This window comes from Candidatus Latescibacterota bacterium (genome assembly GCA_020633725.1).
Lineage (GTDB): Bacteria > Krumholzibacteriota > Krumholzibacteriia > JACNKJ01 > JACNKJ01 > VGXI01.
In genome coordinates this window covers 64192-81884 of the sequence record JACKDC010000003.1, presented here as the reverse complement: position 1 = coordinate 81884, position 17693 = coordinate 64192, and the positions used below count along the sequence as shown (strand labels likewise).

Genomic DNA, 17693 nt, shown 5'->3' with positions numbered 1-17693 from the left:
GATGGGTGACGTCCCCGGCTAGGGGCTTTCCGGCAGGGGCAGCCGGGCCTCGCGCTTGAGGGTGGAGAGCACGAAGGCGCTCTTCACCTTGCTCACGCACTCGATGCGCGTGAGCGTGTGCAGGAGAAAGTCCTCGTAGTCCTCGATCTCGGGGACCACCACGCGGAGCAGGAAGTCGTCCTCGCCGGTGAGGTGATGGCACTCGAGCACCTGGGGGGTGCTCAGGATCGCCTCGCGGAACTCGTCGATGCACTCCTGCCGGTGGAAGCTCAGCGCCACGGCCACGTAGACCTCCGTGCGCAGGCCCAGCCGGCGGCCGTCCACCAGCGCCGTGTAGCCGCGGATGACGCCCTTCTCCTCCAGCTTGCGGATGCGTTCGAGCACGCTGGGCGGGCTCAGTCCCACGCGCTCCGCGATGCGGGCGTTGGGCAGCCTGCCCTCACCTTGCAGGATCTCCAGGATCCTGCGGTCGGTGGCGTCGATGCGGACCGTCTCCATGGGCGTCAGAATAGGAGAAGGTACTGCCGAATGCAAGATTCGCAGGTGAGCCGGCCGAATCGCCGAAGAATCCTAGCCGTGGAGGGGGGTGAGCCGAACGGCCTCAGAGATTGCGGACCCGCTGGACGTCCCCGCTCTTGCCGAAGACCAGCAGGTTGTCCCCCTCGCCCAGCACCGTGTCCCGGGCCGGCAACTCGAAGGCGCCGTCGCCGTCGCCGCCCTTGCGGCGCAGGAGCAGGACCTGGCAGCGGGTCTGACCGCGGAAGTCCAGCTCGCCCAGGCTGCGACCGCGCATGGACACCGGCGCCTCGATCTCCTCGAGGACGTAGCCGCCCAGGGTCTCGGTGACGCGCCGCCCGCCCATGGAGGCCTGGATGCGGCTGGACGCGCTCTCGGCGAGGTTGTCCTCGAGCACGGCGCGGTTGTAGGCCTTGATCACGTCGTGCCGCACGAGGAGCCCGATGGGGCGGCTGGGATCCTCGGGGTCCATCACCGGGATCTCCTCGATGTTCTGCTTGCCGAAGGTGCGCATGGCGAAGTCGAGGTCGTCGTCGCTGCGCAGGGTGGGCGGGCTGTCCAGGGCCATGTCCTGGGCGATGAGCACGGTGCCCAGCTGCTGGATCTGCGGCAGCGCGCGCTTCACCTCGTCCACGGTGAGGATGCCCGTGAGGCGGCCTTCGCCGTCGAGCACCAGGCTCTCGTGGTGGGAGCTGGCGGCGAGGTGGCCGAGGACGTCCATCAGCGGCGTGCACTGGTCGATGGCGTCGTAGCGGCGGTCCATCACGTCGCCGACCTTGAGCCGGCGCAGGACGTTGAAGTCCTTGCCCCGCAGCAGGTCGATGCCCTGCCGCGCCAGCTTGAAGGTGTAGATGGAGTGGCGCTGGAGCTTCTGGCTGAAGAGCGTCGCGATCACCACCGAGAGCATGAGCGGCAGGATCAGCGCGTAGTCGCGGGTCATCTCGAAGATCATGATGATGGCCGTGATCGGCGCGTGGATCGCCGCGCCCACCACCGCGCCCATGCCCACCAGCGCGTAGGCGCCCGGGGCGGCGGTCCAGGCCGGGAACCAGGCGTGGAAGATGCGGCCGAGGAAGCCGCCCATCATGACGCCCATGAAGAGGCTGGGCGCGAAGATGCCGCCCGAGTTGCCCGAGCCCAGGGTCGTGCTGGTGGCGAGGACCTTCACCAGCAGCAGCAGGCCCATGGTGCCCAGCAGCAGCTCCCCGTGCATGACCGCGGTGATCGATCCGTAGCCGTTGCCCAGCACCTCGGGCGCGACCATGCCCACCAGGCCGACGCCCAGCCCACCCAGCGTCACCCGCAGCGGGGGCCAGATGGGCAGGCCGTCGAAGAAGTCCTCGGCCCAGTGCAGCGCCTTCATGAAGCCCACGGCGACCAGGGCCGCCGCCAGGCCGAGCAGGGCGTAGAGGATGAGCTCGCGGCCGTCGTTGAGCGTCAGGTTCTCCGGCAGGTGGAAGGCCGGGTCGTTGCCGCCGGCGGTGATCTGGCTGACCAGCGTCGCCACCACGGCCGACGCCACCAGGGGCGCGAACTGGCCCACGCCGAAGTCGCCGAGGATGACCTCCGCGCTGAAGAACGCGCCAGCGATGGGGGCGTTGAAGGTGGCGGCGATGCCCGCCGTCGCGCCGCAGGCCACCACCGTGCGCATCCGCGGGGTGTTCAGCTTGAGCAGCCGCCCCACGGTCGAGCCCATCGCGCTGCCGATCTGCACGATGGGACCCTCTCGCCCGACGCTGCCGCCCGTCGCCAGGCACATGGCGCTCGCCACGGCCTTGCCCAGCACGGTGCTGCGCGGCAGCACGCCGCCCTTGAGCGCCACGGCCTTCATCACCTCGGGCACGCCGTGCCCCTTGGCCTCCGGCGCGAAGTAATAGATGACGAGACCGCCGATCAGGCCCGCCAGGGTCGGCGCGCCGAGCTTCAGCCAGACGGGCGCCGCCACGAAGCGCGTCGTGAAGTTGTCGGCGCCGCCCCAGGAGATGTGGCGGAAGAGGTCGATGAGCGCCTGAAAGCCCAGATTGCCGAGGCCGCCCAGCACGCCGATCAGAAGCGCCAGCACGATGGTGTACCGGTAGTCGTGGGAACGGAACTCCCCGAGCACTCTTTCGACGCGCGAACCCGACATGCTGGTGGTTTCCTTCCGGGGACGCGGGCGCAATGGCCCTCAGACGGCAAGGTGCGGCCAAGCTAGCAGCCGGTCTGGATTTGCGCAAGCACAGCCCCGGGGGCGGCCGCGGCGAGCCGAATATGCCTACTTGACAATATGGCGAGAGACGCATATAGTTGGCTCTGGGAACGTCTCCCGCATGCACGCAGGAGATGGTGAGAGAAAACCGGGGAGGGGTTCGCCCCTCCCCGGCACCCTTCGCGGTGACGTGCCATGGCCCCAACCCCACGCCCCGAGTCCGCGCTCCAGGAGCTGGCGGCGTACTTCCGTCTGCTCGCCGAGCCCGCGCGGCTGAAGATCCTCGACGTCCTCGCCGAGGGCGAACTCAGCGTGCTCGAGATCGTCGCGGCGACGGGGCTGGGGCAGTCTCACGTGTCCCGTCAACTCGGCCGCATGGCCGCCGAGGGCCTGCTCACCCGTCGCAAGGACGGCACCCGGGTCTTCTACGCGCTCGCCGATCCCCAGCTGCCGACGCTGCTCACCGCCGCCGAACGCGCTCTGAAGGCGCACCTGCGCGGCCGGCTGGGCGGGCTCGAGCCGTGAGGCGGCGCGCTTGCGGGTGCGTGGGGGAGTGGCGATAATGCGCCGCGGCCGCCGAGGGCGCCGCGAATGGCGCGCAACGGAAGGGAGCGCAACGTGAAGGTCGTCATACTCGCGGCGGGCATGGGCTCGCGCATGGGGGGCGGCGAACTGCCCAAGCCCCTCATCCCCCTGGTCAACGGCCGCAGCATCATGGAGCAGCAGCTCCGGGTGCTGGCGCCGCTGGTCAGCGTGCACGACGTCTACGCCGTGGTGGGCTACAAGAAGGACCTCATCATGGAGCGCCACCCGGAGCTGGGCTTCGTCTACAACCCGAACTTTTCCACCGAGAACACTGCCGGCAGCCTGCTGCGCGCGCTGCGCAAGCTGGACGACGACGTCCTCTGGCTCAACGGCGACGTCGTGCTCGCGCCCGGCATCGCCGAGGCGGTCTGCGGCGCGGGCTCGAGCGCGATGGCCGTGCAGCGCAAGGCCGTGGGCGACGAGGAAGTGAAGTTCACGAGCGACGCCGACGGCCGCATTCTCGCCCTGGGCAAGCGCCTTCCTGGTGGGGACGGCGAGGGCGAGGCCGTGGGCGTGAACTTCTGCCGCCGGCGCGACCTGCCGCTCTTCGTCGCCGGGCTGGAGCGCTGTGGCGACACGGACTACTTCGAGCGCGGCCTCGAGCTGGCCGTACAGGGTGGTCTCGAGCTGATGGCGGTGGACGTCGATCCGGCCGCCTGCATCGAAGTGGACTTCCCCGCCGACCTGGATCAGGCCAACGCCATGCTGGAGGACTGGGATCGCTGAGTCGCGCGAGATGACTCCCGGCGCCCCGCCGAGCCTGGCCCGACGCCTGCTGCGCGGCGCGGGCACCGTTTTCGCCGTCCAGGTGGCGGGCACGGCGCTCGGCTACCTCGGCCAGCTCGCCCTCGCCCGCTGGCTGGGCGTGTCTGGCTACGGGCGCTTCGCCTACGTCCACACCTGGTCGCTGCTGCTGGCGAACCTCGCGGGCCTGGGGCTCACGCCGGCGGCGCTGCGCTTCCTGCCCACCTACATCGAGCGGGGCGAGGGCCGTCGCTACGCCCGCTTCCTGGCGCAGGCGTGCGGCTGGGCGCTCGGCCTGTCCCTGCTGATCGCGCTGGCGATTCTCGCGCTGGCCCGGGCCGGCGCGCTGGGGCAGTACAGCGAGGCGTGGCTGGCCGGCGCGTGGCTGGTGCCCGTCTTCGCGATGATGAACCTGCACACCCAGGAAGGCCGCACCCAGGGACGGCTGGTGCTCGCCATGGCGCCGCCCAACCTGCTCAAGTACGCGCTGCTGATCCTGAGCGCGGGGGCGCTGCTCGCCGTGACGGGAGGGCCCTCGGCGCGTCAGCTGCTCGCCGTCTTCGCGGGTTCGATGGCCCTGCTCGTGCTCGGCCAGGGCCTCGCGCTGCGCCGCTCGCGGGCCGCGCTGCCGGACGGCGAGAGCGCCGCCGGCCTGCTGGGCGAGTGGATGCGCGTCGGCACGCCGCTCCTGTTGATTCTCGTCTTCATGAACCTGATGGCGCAGGCCGACGTGCTGCTCGTGGGCAGCATGCTGGGCGACGACGCCGTCGGCGTCTACAACGCGGCCAGCCGCACGGCGGCCACGGTGGGCTTCGCGCTCTTCGCGGTGAACGCCGCCGCCGCGCCCAGCCTCGCGGCGCTCCACGCCACCGGGCGACGGGAGGAGCTGGCGCGCCTGCTCGCCGCGACGAGTCGCTGGACCTTCTGGCCGGCGCTGGCCATCGCGCTGGGCTTTGCCCTCGCGGGGAAGGTGGTGCTGGGCTTCTTCGGCGCGGAGTTCACGCGCGCCTACCTGCCGCTCCTGATCCTGTGCGGCGGTCAGCTTGCCGCGGCGAGCGTGGGCCTCGCCGGCAGCCTGCTCAACCTGACCGGCCACGAGCGGCTCAGCGCCTCGCTACTGGCCGGCGCCGCGGCGCTGAACCTGCTGCTGAACGGGATGCTCATCCCGCGGTTCGGACTGCCGGGAGCCGCGGTGGCCACCACCGCGGCGCTCGTCGTCTGGAGTCTGGCGCTGCGCGTGGCGGCGCGGCGGCGCCTGGGGTTCGACCCCTTCGTGCTGGCGGGGAGGTCCTCGTGAGACGCGCCCTGCGCCGCGCGCTCAAGCTGCTCGCCCGTCCGCCGCTGCTCGGCCTGTGGCTGCTGTCGGGGTTCGGGCGCCGCGATCCGCGTCGCTGGGTCTTCGGCTCCTGGTACGGACGGCGTTTCGCCGACAACAGCAAGTGGCTCTTCCTCCATCTGGTGGCGGCGCGGCCCGCGGGCGTGGACGTCACCTGGATCAGCGCGGACCGCCGGCTCGTGGCGTCGCTGCGCGCGGCCGGCCTGCCCGCCGCGCACGGCTGGAGCCTGCGCGGGATTCGCGCGCAGCTGGCGGCGGGGGTCTGCGTCTTCGACGTCTACACCAACGACCTCAACTACTGGTTCACGCGGGGCGCGAAGCTCGTGAACCTCTGGCACGGCATTCCGCTCAAGCGAATCGAACGGGACATCGAGAACCCGGAGCACTTCATCCGGCGGGGCACGGGCGGCAGCGCGCTGCAGCGCCTGGCCTTTCGTCTCGGCTTCCCGTGGATGGCCAACCGCTTCGACCTCATGCCGGCCAGCTCGCCGCGCTGCGCCGCGCTGCTGGCGGGCGCCTTCGGCCTGCCGGCGGAGCGCGTGGCCGTCACCGGGTTCCCGCGCAACGACGCGATCCTCGCCGACGCGCCGCCCGGCCCCTGGGACGCGGAGGCCCACGCGGCGCTGAGCCGGCTCAAGGCCGACGGGCGGCGGCTCGTCGCCTACCTGCCGACCTTTCGGGACCGCGACGCACGCCGCGGCACGGCGGCGCCGCTGCCCATCGACTGGCCCGCGCTGGACGCGTTCTGCGCGGCGCGAAACCTCGCTGTCGTGGTGAAGCTGCACGGCAACGACGTCCTGCGCCTGCCCGACCTCGGCGCGCTCCCGCGCCTCGTCGCCCTGCCGGCCGCGGCGGACCTCTACCCGCTGCTCGGGCTCTTCGACGTGCTGGTCACCGACTACTCGTCGATCTACTTCGACTACCTGCTGCTCGACCGGCCCATCGTGTTCTTCAACTTCGACCAGGCCGACTACGAGGCCCACAGCCGCAGCTTCTACGGCGACTACGACGCGCTCACCCCGGGGGAGAAGGCGCCGGACTTCCCGCGCCTCCTGGCCGCGCTGGAACGCGCGCTCGCCGAGGACGCGCCGGACCCGCGGCGGCGCGAGGCCATCGCGCTCTGGCACAGCCATCGCGACGCCGACGCCGCCGGCCGCCTCGCCGCCGAGATCCTCCGCCGCTTCGCCCCGGAGGCGCGCGCGTGACGCCCCGCTTCTCGCTGATCGTCGCCACCGTGGGCCGCGTGGACGAGCCCGCGCGCTTCCTGGCCTCGCTCGCGGCGCAGGGCGAGCCCGACTGGGAAGTCCTGCTGGTGGATCAGAACCCGGACGAGCGTCTCGCGCCCCTCGTCGCCGACTGGAGCGCGCGGATGCCGATCGCGCACCTGCGCTGCGAGCGCGGGCTGTCGCGGGCGCGCAACGCGGGCCTGGCGGCGGCGCGAGGGGAGATCGTGGCCTTCCCCGACGACGACTGCTGGTACCCCGACGGGCTGCTGCCCCGCATCGCGCAGCGCCTGGCGGCGGCGCCGGAGCTGGCGGGGCTCTGCGTGCGCGGCGTCGACCCGACGGGCCGCCCGCTGCTCACGGGTTCGCCCGAAACCCCGGGGCCGCTGCGCCGTCTGCAGGTGTGGCGTCAGGGCATCTCCATCGGCCTCTTCCTCCGCAGGGACGCCGTGACGGCAGCGGGCGGCTTCGACGAGCGCCTGGGGGCCGGCGCGGGCACGCCCTGGGGCTCGGGCGAGGAGACGGACCTGCTTCTGCGCCTGCTGGAATCCGGCCGCGCGCTGGTCTACGATCCTGCGATGCACGTGGTCCATCCGGCGCCCTCAGCCCTCGCCGACGCCACCGGCCTCGCCCGCGCCCGCGCCTATGGCCGCGGGATGGGGGAGGTGCTGCGGCGGCACGCGCTGCCGCGGCGCCTGGTGGCGCAGCAGCTCCTGCGCGCGCTGGGCGGCGCGCTGCTGTCGGCGCTGCGTGGGCGGGGGGGGCGGGCCCGTCTCTACCTGGCGGCGCTGCGGGGCCGCTGGGAAGGCTACCGGGGGCTGCGCCCGTGACGAACATCCACCGCCGGCCCGGCCGGCGTCCCGAAAGGAAGTCCCCATGCGGCATCATCTGGCTGCGCTCTCGGTTCTCGTCGTCGCGCTCGGCGCGGTGCTGGGCATGAGCGGCTGTCGCGAACGCGGCACCGCGCTGGCCCGGCTCGAGGAGGGCCAGACGCTGAGCGGCTTCCGGCTGCTCAATCTCTACGACGCGGCCGGCGGCCACGTGGTGGGCGGGCGGCTCATCCACGAGCGCACCGGCTTCCTGGTGGACCTGCTGGACATCCAGTCCGTGCCCCAGGGCTTCATGTGGGTGAAGACCCTGCCCTACAGCGACCAGGGCGAGCCCCACGCCTGCGAGCACCTGCTGCTCGGCAAGGGCGCCAAGGGGCGCGCGGTGGCGGCGCTGGAGGAGATGACCCTCGGCAGCAGCAGCGCCTGGACCAGCCAGCTGAACACCGTCTACCACTTCAACACCCTGGCCGGCCCCGAGGGCTTCTACCGCACGCTGGAGGCGCGGCTGGACGCGCTGCTCAACCCCGACTACAGCGACGAGGAGATCCGCCGCGAGGTGGCCCACGTGGCGGTGAGCGAGGACGCCGGCACGGGCGAGCTGAGCCTCGAGGAGAAGGGCACGGTCTTCACCGAGATGGTGAGCTCCTTCGAGGGCCCGAGCTATCCGCTGTGGACGGGCGTCTCCGAGATGCTCTACGGCGCCGACCACGTGCAGGCCAACAACGCGGGCGGACGCCCGGCGGCGATGCGCCACATGACGCCCAAGGAGCTGCGCTGCTTCCACCAGGAGTTCTACCGTCCGAGCGGCATGGGCATCATCGCCAGCCTGCCGGACGCCATGAGTCCGCTCGAGTTCCTCGAGCGGCTGGACGGCATCCTGGGCCGCGTCTGGACCGGCGCGGACGCGAGCGACACGCCGGGCATCCACTCCCACGCGCTGCCCGCCCCGGCCCCGGCGGCCGCGCCCGGCGAGCTGCGTGTCGTTCCCTACGCCAGCGAAAACGCCGCCAGCCCCGCGCAGGCGCTCTTCGCCTGGCCGGCGGCCCTGGATCTGGACGTGGAGGAGATCGGCCTGCTCGAGCTCTTCCTCGACACCTTCGCCGGCGTCGCGGGCACACCGCTCTACGACGCCCTCGTGGCCTCGGAGACGCGCGAGCTGGAGACGGGCGCGACGAGCGTCTACGGCTACCACAGCGACGAACCCGGCAACCCGGTGATGATCGGCCTCGCCGGCCTCAACCCCGAGACCCTGGACCTGGACCAGCTCGCCGCGCTGCGCGAGCTCATCCTCGCCAAGCTGCGCACGGTGCACGACTGGGCGGACGGAGATCCGGCCCTGGCGGCCTTCGACCGCGAGGCGGCGAGCCGGCTCGAGGCGCGGCGCAAGGACGCGCGGCAGGCCCTGGACCGTCCGCCGATGTTCGGCTTCCGTCAGGGCAGCGCGGGCTACTGGCAGGACCTGCTGGGCCTGCTGGAGCGCGAGCCCGGCTTCCACAAGTCGCTGGTGCTCGAGAACCTCTACGACGCGCTGGCGCGCGACATCGACACGGAGCGGAACCTCTGGCGCGACGCCATCGACCGCTGGGGGCTGCTCGACGCGCTGCCCATCGGCCTCGGCGTGCGTCCCGACCCCGCGCTGCTGCTCGCCGCCGAGCAGGAGAAGACGGACCGTCTCGCGGCCTTCACCGCCGAGCTCGAGGCGCGCTACGGCCAGACGCTGCCCCAGGCGGCCCTGGCCGACTACAAGCGCGACTTCGACGCCGCCACCGCGGCGATCGAAGCCGACGCCGCCGGCGACGCGATTCCGGCCTTCGTCAAGAACCCGCCGCTCACCCTGGACGACAACCTGGACTACGAGGAACTCGCGCTGGCCGGCGGCGCGCCTCTCGTGGCCTCCACCTTCGAGAACATGAGCTCGGCCACCCTCGGGCTGGCCTTCCGGCTCGACGTGCTCCCGGAGTCGCGGCTGCACCTGCTGCCGATCCTGCCCGACCTGCTCACCCGCACGGGTCTCACGCTCGACGGCGAGCTCCTGGGCGCGCAGGCGATGCTCGAGCGCCGCCGCCGCGAGCTGACCTCGCTGGCGGCCTACTTCGACAGCAACATGCTCGCCGATCGCGTGGAGCTGGTGCTGCGCGTCACCGCCGGCAGCGCGGAGCTGCCGCGCGTGATGCCCTGGCTCGACGCGACGCTGCGTCACGCCTACCTCGCGCCGGAGAACCTGCCGCGGCTGCGCGATCTCGTCGACCAGGAGTTCAGCGGGCTGCGCACGCGGATGCAGGGCAGCGAGGAGTCCTGGGTGCAGGACCCCGCGTCGGCCTATCGCTTCCAGGACAGTCCGCTCTACCTGAGCACGGGCAGCTTCCTCACGCAGATCGAGCAGATCTATCGCCTCAAGTGGCTGCTCGCCGACCCCGGCGACGCCGCCGACCGCGCGGCGCTGGACGACTTCGTCGACGCCCTGGTGGCCGCGGCGAACGAGAGCCGCGACGCGCTGGCCGCGCGCTGCTCGTCGCCGCCCGTGCTGGCGAACGGTGCCAGCGACGCGGCCACGGCCCTGGCCACGGAGCTGCTCGCGGCCCTCGGCGGCCTGCTGCCCGACCTGCCGGACGACAGCCTGCCCGGTGACTGGGCACAGCTCTGCGAGACGGCGCGCGCTGGCCTCTTCACGCCGCCCGCCGAGACCCTGGACGCCCTGAACGAGACGCTCGCGGCCCTGCTGCACCAGGACAACCTGCGCGTCTTCCTGATCTCCAGCAGCGCCTCGCGCGAGGTCCTGCTGCCCGCGCTGAACGCGTGGACCGAGACGCTGGCCGCGGCGCCGTCCATCCGGCAGCGCCCCTCGCGCGAGCGCCGCGTGGAGGCGCGCCTGGCCGCGCGGCGTGGCCTGGCGGCACCGCCCGTCTACGTCGGCCTGCTCAATGCGAACACGCGCAACGGCACGCTGCTCTTCACCTCGCGGGGCGCCGAGCCCTGGGACGCCTCGCGGGACAACGTGCTCGATGCGCTGGCGGGGAACGTCTACGCGGGCGGAGGCGGCCACGGCCTCTTCATGCGCACCTGGGCGGCGGGACTGGCCTACAGCAACGGCTATCGCTATCGCGAGCGCAGCGGCATGGCGAGCTACTACGCCGAGCGCTGCCCCGACGTGGCCGAGACGATGCGCTTCATCACCGGCGTGATCGAGAGCGGCACCGTGGATCCCGCCCTGCTGCGCTACGCGCTGGCGGTGGCGTTCAACTCGAGCCGCGCCGCCGGTCCCTACGAGCAGCGCGGCGAAGCGATGGCCGAGGATCTGGCCGACGGCCTCGGCCCCGACCGCGTGCGAGCCTTCCGCGAGGCGCAGCTGGCGGTGGCGGGCGAGCCCGGGCTGGCGGATACGCTGTTGGCGCGCTTCCCGTCGATCTACGGCCGCGTGATGGTGGGGCTGGGCGAGCCGCTGGCCAAGAGCCCCGACGGCGTGTTCTTCCTGATCGGGCCGGAGGCGCAGTTCACGTCGCTGGAGGCGCTGATCGCACAGACGGAGGCGCCCACCGTGGTGGAGCGCCTCGCGCCGCGCGACTTCTGGCTCGTCAGTAGCCCGCCGGCAGGCGGTAGCTGATCACCGAGAGGGGGGCGGGGTCGAGTTCCTCGTCCTCGTCCTCCTCGTCGCCGCCACCCATCGTGATCACCATGTTCATGGCGCCGGAGCTCGCCTGGAAGGTGCCGGAGGTCATCTGGGCCTCCTTGATCACGAAGAGGCGATCGCCGGCGACGACCACGTCGTCGCGCTCGGGATCGTAGTCGGCCTTCAGGGTGACGCGCTCGACGAAGCGGCCCTGGGGGTCGTAGCGGTCGAAGGGACCCACCGCGCCGGCCTCGCGCCGCCGCGAGTTCCGGCTGCTGTCGACCCAGACGCTGCCGTCCGGGCGCACGACGATCCCGCGCACATCGCGGAGGTAGGGGTTGATCTCCGGCCGCGGGAAGCCCTCGGGCAGCCCCGCCTGCCGCTCCTCGATCTCCGCGATCTCGTCCTTCGTGCGCTTCAGGTGCTCGTAGTCCGTGAGCACGCGGCGGATGAGCTTGCCGTCCGGCGCGTAGACCCGGAGCAGATACTGGTCGTACATGGGCGCCGTGTAGACGCGGCCGGCGCCATCAACGTCCCACTGTCCGGTGAAGTCCTCGCCCTCGCCGGTGCCGAAGCTGAAGCGCATCCCGCCGCCCTCGAAGAACTCGGACAGCTCGTTGTAGGTGGCCTTCAGCGCGCCGTCCGGCGCCACGGCGATGAGGCTGCGTCGGGTTTCCGAGCGGCCGTCGCCCTGAATGGGCGTCATGAGCGCCAGCACGCAGTGGTCGCCGGCACCCCTGGCGCCGTTGACCATCTGCAGGCCCGCGCCGGCGGGGCCGGGGATCGTGAGGTCGGCGAAGCCGTCGCCCTCGCGGCCGAGCACGGCGATGCGCGAGGGCATCATCTGGGCCACGCCGATCCGGCCCTCGGGCAGGAAGAACTCGTGCATGCCGTTTCTGAACTCGCCCGGGCCCTCGCCATTGCGCCCGAGGCTGCGCAGGTACTCGCCGGTGGGCGAGAAGACGCGGATCTCGTTCAGCTGCATGTCGAGGAGGTAGCTGTTGCCGTCCTCGTCCACGAGGATGTTGGTGATCATGCCGAAGAGCTCGGACTCGGGGGCGTCCTCGTCGGCGCCCAGGTGCCAGAGCTCGGTGGGGGCGAGGGCCTTCTCGCCGCCCGACGGCTCGGCGGGGTTGTGGACCACCTCGACGCCGTCCTCCTGCGTCACGCTGCCTCGCCAGGGCGAGGCGGCGGCGGGGAAGGCGAGGGCGAGGGTCGCGAGCGTCGTCAGGGTCAGCGCAGGCAGGCGTTCGCGCAGGGGCATCGGGAGTCTCCTTGGCAGGGTGTGGGCGGGGAAGCCACCGGGTTCGACACCGGCGGGATCGAATACGTTCGCAGCAAAAAGGGGTTCCAGCGCGCGCCGGAACCCCTGCGGTCGATCTCGATCCGGTGGAGCGATCAGCCGCCCACCTGCTGCTCGGCGGCCTTCTTGAGCTTGTCGTTGGCCATGATCGCCACCTCCACGCGCCGGTTCGCGGCCTTGCCCTCGGCCGTGTCGTTGCTGGCGATGGGCTGGATCTCGCCGTAGCCCACCGGGCTCATGCGCCCGGACGCCACCTGGTGCTCGGCCAGGAAGGCCGCCACGGAGCCGGCGCGGCGCTCGCTCAGCGCCTGGTTGTACTCCTCGGTGCCGTCGGAGTCGGTGTGCCCCTCGATGAGGATGTTCGTCTCATCGTACTTCTGCAGGATCGCGCTGAGCTTGGTCAGGTTCTCCTGCGCGGGGGCGCTGAGGTCGGCCTTGTTCACGGCGAAGAGGATGCCCGAGTCGAAGGTCACCTTGATGCCCTCGCCGATCCGCTCGATCTTCGCGCCCTCGAGGTCGCGCTCCATCTCGGCGGCCTGCTTGTCCATGTAGTTGCCGATGTAGGCGCCGGCCGCGCCGCCGACCGCAGCGCCGATGATGGCGCCCGCGGCCGTGTTGCCCAGCTGCTTGCCGATGACTCCGCCGATCACGGCGCCCGCGGTGCCGCCCATGGCGGCGCCCTTCTCCTGCCGCGACATGGAGGCGCAGCCCAGCGGGCCCACGATGAGCGCGGCGAGCAGCACGATGTGAACGGCTCCGACGAATCTGCGATTCATGATCACCTCACGGGTCTCGCGCGGGAGCGCCCGCGCTGGCTGAGGCCCTTCTGCGCCGCCCCTAGCTGCGCAGGTAGGAGGCCCCGTTGACGTCCACGATGCCACCGGTGGCATAGGCCGGCGCGTCGGTGCCGAGCCACAGCACGGCGGCGGCGATCTCGGCCGGGCTCGCGGCCCGGTCCAGCGGGCTCTGCCCGCGGATGGCGGCGCCCTCGGGCCCCGCCAGGAAGTCCGCGGCCATGTCCGTCTCCACCCAGCCCGGGGCCACGGTGAAGACCAGCACGCCGGCCGGCGCCAGCGCCCTGGCCAGCGACTGGCCGCAGGCGTTGAGGCCGGCCTTGCTCGCGCCGTAGGCCGGCGCGGTCGGCTCGCCGCGGAAGGCGCCGCGGCTGCTCACGTTGACGATCCGCCCGCCCCCTGCCGCGGCCATCCGCCGGGCGGCGAGCTGGCTGAGCAGCGCCGGCGCGATCAGGTTCACCGCCAGGGTCCGCTCCCAGGCGCGCCGCCAGTCGGCGGGGCGCGTTGCGAGGGGCGGGTGCTCCTCGTAGATGCCGGCGTTGTTGACGAGCACGTCCAGGCCGCCCAGCGCGTCGGCCGCCATCTCCTCCAGGGCGAGGACCGCGCTCGCGTCGGCGAGGTCCGCCTGCACCACGGGGTGCGGCCCGCCGGGCAGGCGCTCCGCCAGCTCGCGGGCGGCGTCGCCGGCGCGCTGGTAGTGGATGGCCACGCGATGTCCCGCCGCGGCAAAGGCCTCGGCCGAGGCCCGGCCGATGCCGCGGGAGGCTCCCGTGATCAGGACTCGCTTGCATTCGGCTGCGGCCACGGTCCGCTCCTCCGTCCGGTCGAGGGTCTACATGAATAACGCCTCGGGCGAGCGGGCGCAAACGAGAAAAGCCCCGGCCGCGTGGGGCGGCCGGGGCGGCACTTCGCCGGGATTGGCAGGATGAATGCGCTAGGGGTTGGCGGAGGCCACGTCGGCCACCTGCGCGTGATCCATCATGTGGCGGCCGATCCACTGGGCCATGACGTCCGCGGGCATGGGCGCCAGCGTCAGCGTGATCGTCTTGTTCGCGCCGTCACGGAGCACCGTGTAGACAACTTCCTGTCCGGGCGCGAAGTCCTTGCGGGCCTTCTTCAGCTTGTCGTCGTTGCCCTTCTTGAACTCGATCCCGTACATCGCGGTGATCAGGTCGCCGGGCTCGAGGCCGGCGGCCGCCGCGGGGCTCTCGGGGACGACGCGCTTCACGTCCAGGCCGCCCTCCTCGCGGGGCTCGTACTCGATGCCCACCCAGCCGGTGGTCTTGAGCATCTCGGTCATCTTGTTGAGGCAGGCCTGCGTGTCCATCGTGCACTTCTCGTACTCCCCGGCCCAGGCGGGGGCGTACCAGACGGCGGCGGTGAAGAGCGTCAGGACCAGCAACACGGTAAAGGCGAGTCGCTGCATCGGAGTCTCCTCTCGTAGCGGTGTGGGGAGCCGTCGTCGGTGTGGGGTTCCTCGCGGCCCGCTGCTGGGAGAAGTGTACGTCGGGGTCGAGTAAAAGGGGTGAGGAGGGGGGTAAAATGCTGTCAAAGCTGTATCCGGTCTGTAAAATCGCCGCCGATCGTCCTCGCCCTCGGACCCCCGCGTCCGCTAGCTTTTCCCCATCGAAGGGGATGGCCGATGGACACCTTGCGCAAGATCGCCCGCAGCTCCGCCTTCTGGCTGGGTCTGGTGGCCGTGCTGGCGCCGCTGATCCTGTTGCTGGGTCTTCAGTACCGCTGGCTGCGGCGTCTGGGCGAGGCGGGCGACGTCCTCCGCCAGGCCACCCTCACCAACTTCGTCGAGGCCGTCAGCACCGAGTACGAGTACTACTATCGCAGCCGGGCCGAGCGCCTGCTCAACGTGCCGGCCGAGCTCTTCACCGAGGGCCGGCTGCAGAAGATGGCCGGCAGCTGGGGAAGCCAGGAGCTCGAAGGCACGCGCACGCTCTTCGTCGTGGACTTCACGCGGGCGGAGTTCGGCAACTTCCTGGTCTACCACCCCGACGAGCAGCGCTTGGTCACGCCGCCCTCCTCGGACGAGAGCCTCGCCATCATCCTCGCCTGCGCGCCGTGGCAGGTGCGCGGCGCCCAGCGCACCGTGCAGGGCTCTGGCCCCTTGCGCGTCGACGAAGGCGACCCGGCCAACCGCATCGTCCTCAACCCCGTCGCCAACGAGCGCGGCGACCTGGTGGGGATCGCCGGCTTCATCGTCGACGAGGACTTCCTGCGCCAGCGCCTGCTGCCGAAGATCGTCCGCAAGGCCTTCTTCGCCTACTTCCCCCAGTCGAACGGCGAGTCGAGCGACATCGGCGTGCTGGTGACGGACCGCGCCGGCACCCCCGTGCTGGGGAGCATCGGCGTGGTGGAGGCTTCGACGGTGCACCGTGCCCTGCCCTTCCTCTACACCGACTGGACGCTCTACCTCGCTCAGTCGGTGCGCGCCGAGGAGGCCTGGGCGCGGACGAACTTCGCGCTGAACCTGGCGCTCTCGCTCGCGCTCGCCCTCGTGCTCATGGGCGGGCTGCTCTTCGCGCTGCGCGCCGCGCGGCGGGCCGTGCGGCTCAGCGCGATGAAGAGCGACTTCGTCTCCAACGTCAGCCACGAGCTGCGGACGCCGCTGGCGTCGATCCGCGTCTACGCCGAGCTGCTGCGCAGCGGGCGCGTCCAGGGCGGGGAGCAGGTGCGGCACTACGGCGAGACGATCGAATCCGAGTCGCGCCGGCTGTCCCTGCTGATCGAGAACATCCTCGACTTCTCGCGCATCGAGAGCGGCCGCAAGAGCTACCGGCTCGCGCCGACCCAGCTCGAGTCGGTGGTGGAGGCCGCGGTGGAGACCTTCCGCCGCCGTCCCGCCGCCCGCGACTTCGATGTTAACTACGCGGGCCCCGACGCCGCGCTCGAGCCGCTGCTCGCCGACGCCGAAGCCCTGAGCCGGGCGCTGGGCAACCTGCTCGACAACGCGCTCAAGTACTCGGGGGCCAGCCGCGAGATCGACGTGACGCTGCGCCGCACGGCCGACGAGGTCTGCATCGCCGTGCGGGATCGCGGCATCGGCATTCCGCGCGAGGAGCTGGCGCGCATCTTCGACCGCTTCCACCGCGTGAGCAAGGGACTGGTGCACGACGTCAAGGGCAGCGGCCTGGGCCTGGCGATCGTGCGGCACATCGCCGAGGCCCACGGCGGCCGGGTGGGCGTGGAGAGCGAGCCCGGCGCCGGCAGCGTCTTCACGCTCTGTCTCCCGCTGGCAGGCGCGGGGAAGGAAACGGGCGCCGCCGGGCCCCGTAAGGAGGAGCATGCCTAGAATCCTGATCGTTGAGGACGAGCCCGCCATGGCCACCGCGCTGATGGACGGCTTCAGCTTCGAGGGCTACAAGATCCAGCTCGCGGAGGACGGCGAGGCCGCCCTGGTGGCGGTGGAGGAAGCGCCGCCGGATCTCATGATCCTCGACCTCATGCTGCCGCGAAAGAGCGGCCTCGACGTCTGCAAGGAGCTGCGGGCGGCCGGGAGCGCGCTGCCGATCATCATGCTGACCGCGCGCAGCCAGGAGCTGGACAAGGTGCTCGGGCTCAAGCTGGGGGCGGACGACTACGTCACCAAGCCCTTCAGCTTCGCCGAGCTGCTGGCCCGGGTGGAGGCGGTGCTGCGCCGCGCGTCGAGCGGCGAGCCCGCGGAGAGCGCGCTGGGGCGCCGGCGCTTCGGCGACGTGGAGGTGGACTTCGAGGCGGGCACGCTGCGCCGGGCGGGCGAGTCCCAGGAGCTGAGCCGGCGCGAGCTGCGCCTGCTGGAGTACTTCCTTCGCCACAGCGGGCAGGTGCTGAGCCGGCAGCAGATCCTCGACGCGGTCTGGGACTACGACACCGCGCCCATCACGCGCACGGTGGACATGCACGTCTCGAAGCTGCGCGCCAAGCTCGAGGAGGATCCGGCCGATCCGCGCTGGATCGTCACCGTGCATCGCGTGGGTTACAAGTTCACGGGGTAGGCTTCCGATACCGGAGTCGCGGATTCGGAATGCGTGCTACCGCCCTTGCTCTTGGCCCGCGCTTGCCGGCTCGCTAGACTCCACGGACGCCCGCGCCGCGGGCCTTCTCCCGACCCCTCACCGTGGAGGCTCCGATGAGCGCAAGCGCAGCCGGCCGACGCCGCCCCTGGCACCTGTGGGTGGTGGGCATCGTCTCGCTGTTCTGGAATGCCATGGGCTCGGTCGACTACCTGATGACCGAGACCAGCAACGAGGCCTACATGGCCAAGTTCACTCCGGAGCAGCTGGAGTACTACAACGGCTTCCCCGCCTGGGCCGTGTCGACCTGGGCCATCGCGGTCTGGGGCGGCCTGCTGGGCTCGGTGCTGCTGCTGCTCGCGCGGCGGCTGGCCACGCCGGTGTTTCTGGTCTCGCTGATCGCGATGATCATCACCACGATCTACAGCTACGGGTTCACGAATGGGCTCGAAGCAATGGGCGGCGTCGGGCCGGCCATGTTCAGCCTGGTGATCTTCGTGATCTGCGTGCTGCTCTGGCTCTATGCGCGGGCGATGGGCCGCCGCGGCGTGCTGGCCTGAGCG

The 17693-nt window shown here is 71.7% G+C and carries 15 protein-coding genes; 9 read left to right on the top strand and 6 right to left on the bottom strand.

The features are described from left to right. Nucleotides 1–18: 18 nt before the first annotated feature. A complete protein-coding gene (locus H6693_07765; GenBank protein MCB9516076.1) occupies nt 19–498 on the bottom strand; it encodes an Lrp/AsnC family transcriptional regulator in 480 nt (159 codons plus the stop codon). A 103-nt stretch (nt 499–601) separates the two neighbouring features. Further along, the gene (locus tag H6693_07760; GenBank protein MCB9516075.1) at nt 602–2644 is read right to left on the bottom strand and encodes a chloride channel protein; all 2043 of its coding nucleotides are present in this window, start codon (nt 2642–2644) and stop codon (nt 602–604) included. Between the two features lie 255 nt (nt 2645–2899). Here H6693_07760 and H6693_07755 point away from each other — a divergent pair, with 255 nt between their 5' ends. The 6 genes from H6693_07755 to H6693_07730 all read left to right on the top strand — a co-directional run bounded on the left by H6693_07755 (nt 2900) and on the right by H6693_07730 (nt 11023). After that, a complete protein-coding gene (locus tag H6693_07755; protein MCB9516074.1) occupies nt 2900–3229 on the top strand; it encodes a helix-turn-helix transcriptional regulator in 330 nt (109 codons plus the stop codon). 66 nt (nt 3230–3295) lie between these two features. Then, nucleotides 3296–4015, top strand: a complete 720-nt coding sequence (locus tag H6693_07750; protein ID MCB9516073.1) for a phosphocholine cytidylyltransferase family protein — start codon at nt 3296–3298, stop codon at nt 4013–4015. Between the two features lie 10 nt (nt 4016–4025). Beyond that, a complete protein-coding gene (locus H6693_07745) occupies nt 4026–5330 on the top strand; it encodes a lipopolysaccharide biosynthesis protein (protein MCB9516072.1) in 1305 nt (434 codons plus the stop codon). Continuing rightward, nucleotides 5327–6574 (top strand): CDP-glycerol glycerophosphotransferase family protein, encoded by a 1248-nt coding sequence (locus H6693_07740; GenBank protein ID MCB9516071.1) that lies wholly within the window; start codon nt 5327–5329, stop codon nt 6572–6574. Before H6693_07745 ends, H6693_07740 begins: the two co-directional genes overlap by 4 nt. Next, nucleotides 6571–7422 carry a glycosyltransferase family 2 protein gene (locus tag H6693_07735; GenBank protein ID MCB9516070.1) on the top strand — a complete coding sequence of 284 codons (852 nt, stop codon included), beginning with the start codon at nt 6571–6573 and terminating at the stop codon, nt 7420–7422. Before H6693_07740 ends, H6693_07735 begins: the two co-directional genes overlap by 4 nt. A gap of 46 nt (nt 7423–7468) precedes the next feature. After that, entirely contained in the window at nt 7469–11023 is a 3555-nt protein-coding gene (locus tag H6693_07730) for a hypothetical protein (GenBank protein MCB9516069.1), read from the top strand. Here H6693_07730 and H6693_07725 read toward each other — a convergent pair. The 4 genes from H6693_07725 to H6693_07710 all read right to left on the bottom strand — a co-directional run bounded on the left by H6693_07725 (nt 10995) and on the right by H6693_07710 (nt 14552). After that, a complete protein-coding gene (locus H6693_07725) occupies nt 10995–12293 on the bottom strand; it encodes a hypothetical protein (protein ID MCB9516068.1) in 1299 nt (432 codons plus the stop codon). The genes H6693_07730 and H6693_07725 overlap by 29 nt on opposite strands. A gap of 134 nt (nt 12294–12427) precedes the next feature. Next, complete coding sequence (locus H6693_07720) at nt 12428–13108, bottom strand: OmpA family protein (GenBank protein ID MCB9516067.1); 681 nt, start codon at nt 13106–13108, stop codon at nt 12428–12430. A gap of 61 nt (nt 13109–13169) precedes the next feature. Continuing rightward, complete coding sequence (locus H6693_07715) at nt 13170–13931, bottom strand: SDR family oxidoreductase (GenBank protein MCB9516066.1); 762 nt, start codon at nt 13929–13931, stop codon at nt 13170–13172. Between the two features lie 129 nt (nt 13932–14060). Then, nucleotides 14061–14552: a PDZ domain-containing protein gene (locus H6693_07710; GenBank protein MCB9516065.1), complete on the bottom strand. Its 492-nt coding sequence runs from the start codon at nt 14550–14552 to the stop codon at nt 14061–14063. Nucleotides 14553–14768: 216 nt separating this feature from the next. Here H6693_07710 and H6693_07705 point away from each other — a divergent pair, with 216 nt between their 5' ends. From H6693_07705 to H6693_07695, 3 genes are all read left to right on the top strand, one after another. Next, nucleotides 14769–16430: a HAMP domain-containing histidine kinase gene (locus tag H6693_07705; GenBank protein MCB9516064.1), complete on the top strand. Its 1662-nt coding sequence runs from the start codon at nt 14769–14771 to the stop codon at nt 16428–16430. Continuing rightward, entirely contained in the window at nt 16423–17112 is a 690-nt protein-coding gene (locus H6693_07700; GenBank protein MCB9516063.1) for a response regulator transcription factor, read from the top strand. The genes H6693_07705 and H6693_07700 overlap by 8 nt, the downstream gene beginning before the upstream one ends. Nucleotides 17113–17246: 134 nt before the next feature. After that, nucleotides 17247–17690: a hypothetical protein gene (locus tag H6693_07695; GenBank protein ID MCB9516062.1), complete on the top strand. Its 444-nt coding sequence runs from the start codon at nt 17247–17249 to the stop codon at nt 17688–17690. The last annotated feature ends 3 nt before the right edge of the window (nt 17691–17693 follow it).

Coding starts and splice junctions, on each gene's coding strand:
- H6693_07725 (MCB9516068.1), bottom strand. CDS start 12,293: ATGCCCCTGCGCGAACGCCTGCCTGCGCTGACCCTGACGACGCTCGCG.
- H6693_07730 (MCB9516069.1), top strand. CDS start 7,469: ATGCGGCATCATCTGGCTGCGCTCTCGGTTCTCGTCGTCGCGCTCGGC.
- H6693_07710 (MCB9516065.1), bottom strand. CDS start 14,552: ATGCAGCGACTCGCCTTTACCGTGTTGCTGGTCCTGACGCTCTTCACC.
- H6693_07760 (MCB9516075.1), bottom strand. CDS start 2,644: ATGTCGGGTTCGCGCGTCGAAAGAGTGCTCGGGGAGTTCCGTTCCCAC.
- H6693_07705 (MCB9516064.1), top strand. CDS start 14,769: ATGGACACCTTGCGCAAGATCGCCCGCAGCTCCGCCTTCTGGCTGGGT.
- H6693_07745 (MCB9516072.1), top strand. CDS start 4,026: ATGACTCCCGGCGCCCCGCCGAGCCTGGCCCGACGCCTGCTGCGCGGC.
- H6693_07700 (MCB9516063.1), top strand. CDS start 16,423: ATGCCTAGAATCCTGATCGTTGAGGACGAGCCCGCCATGGCCACCGCG.
- H6693_07755 (MCB9516074.1), top strand. CDS start 2,900: ATGGCCCCAACCCCACGCCCCGAGTCCGCGCTCCAGGAGCTGGCGGCG.
- H6693_07695 (MCB9516062.1), top strand. CDS start 17,247: ATGAGCGCAAGCGCAGCCGGCCGACGCCGCCCCTGGCACCTGTGGGTG.
- H6693_07750 (MCB9516073.1), top strand. CDS start 3,296: ATGGCGCGCAACGGAAGGGAGCGCAACGTGAAGGTCGTCATACTCGCG.
- H6693_07765 (MCB9516076.1), bottom strand. CDS start 498: ATGGAGACGGTCCGCATCGACGCCACCGACCGCAGGATCCTGGAGATC.
- H6693_07720 (MCB9516067.1), bottom strand. CDS start 13,108: ATGAATCGCAGATTCGTCGGAGCCGTTCACATCGTGCTGCTCGCCGCG.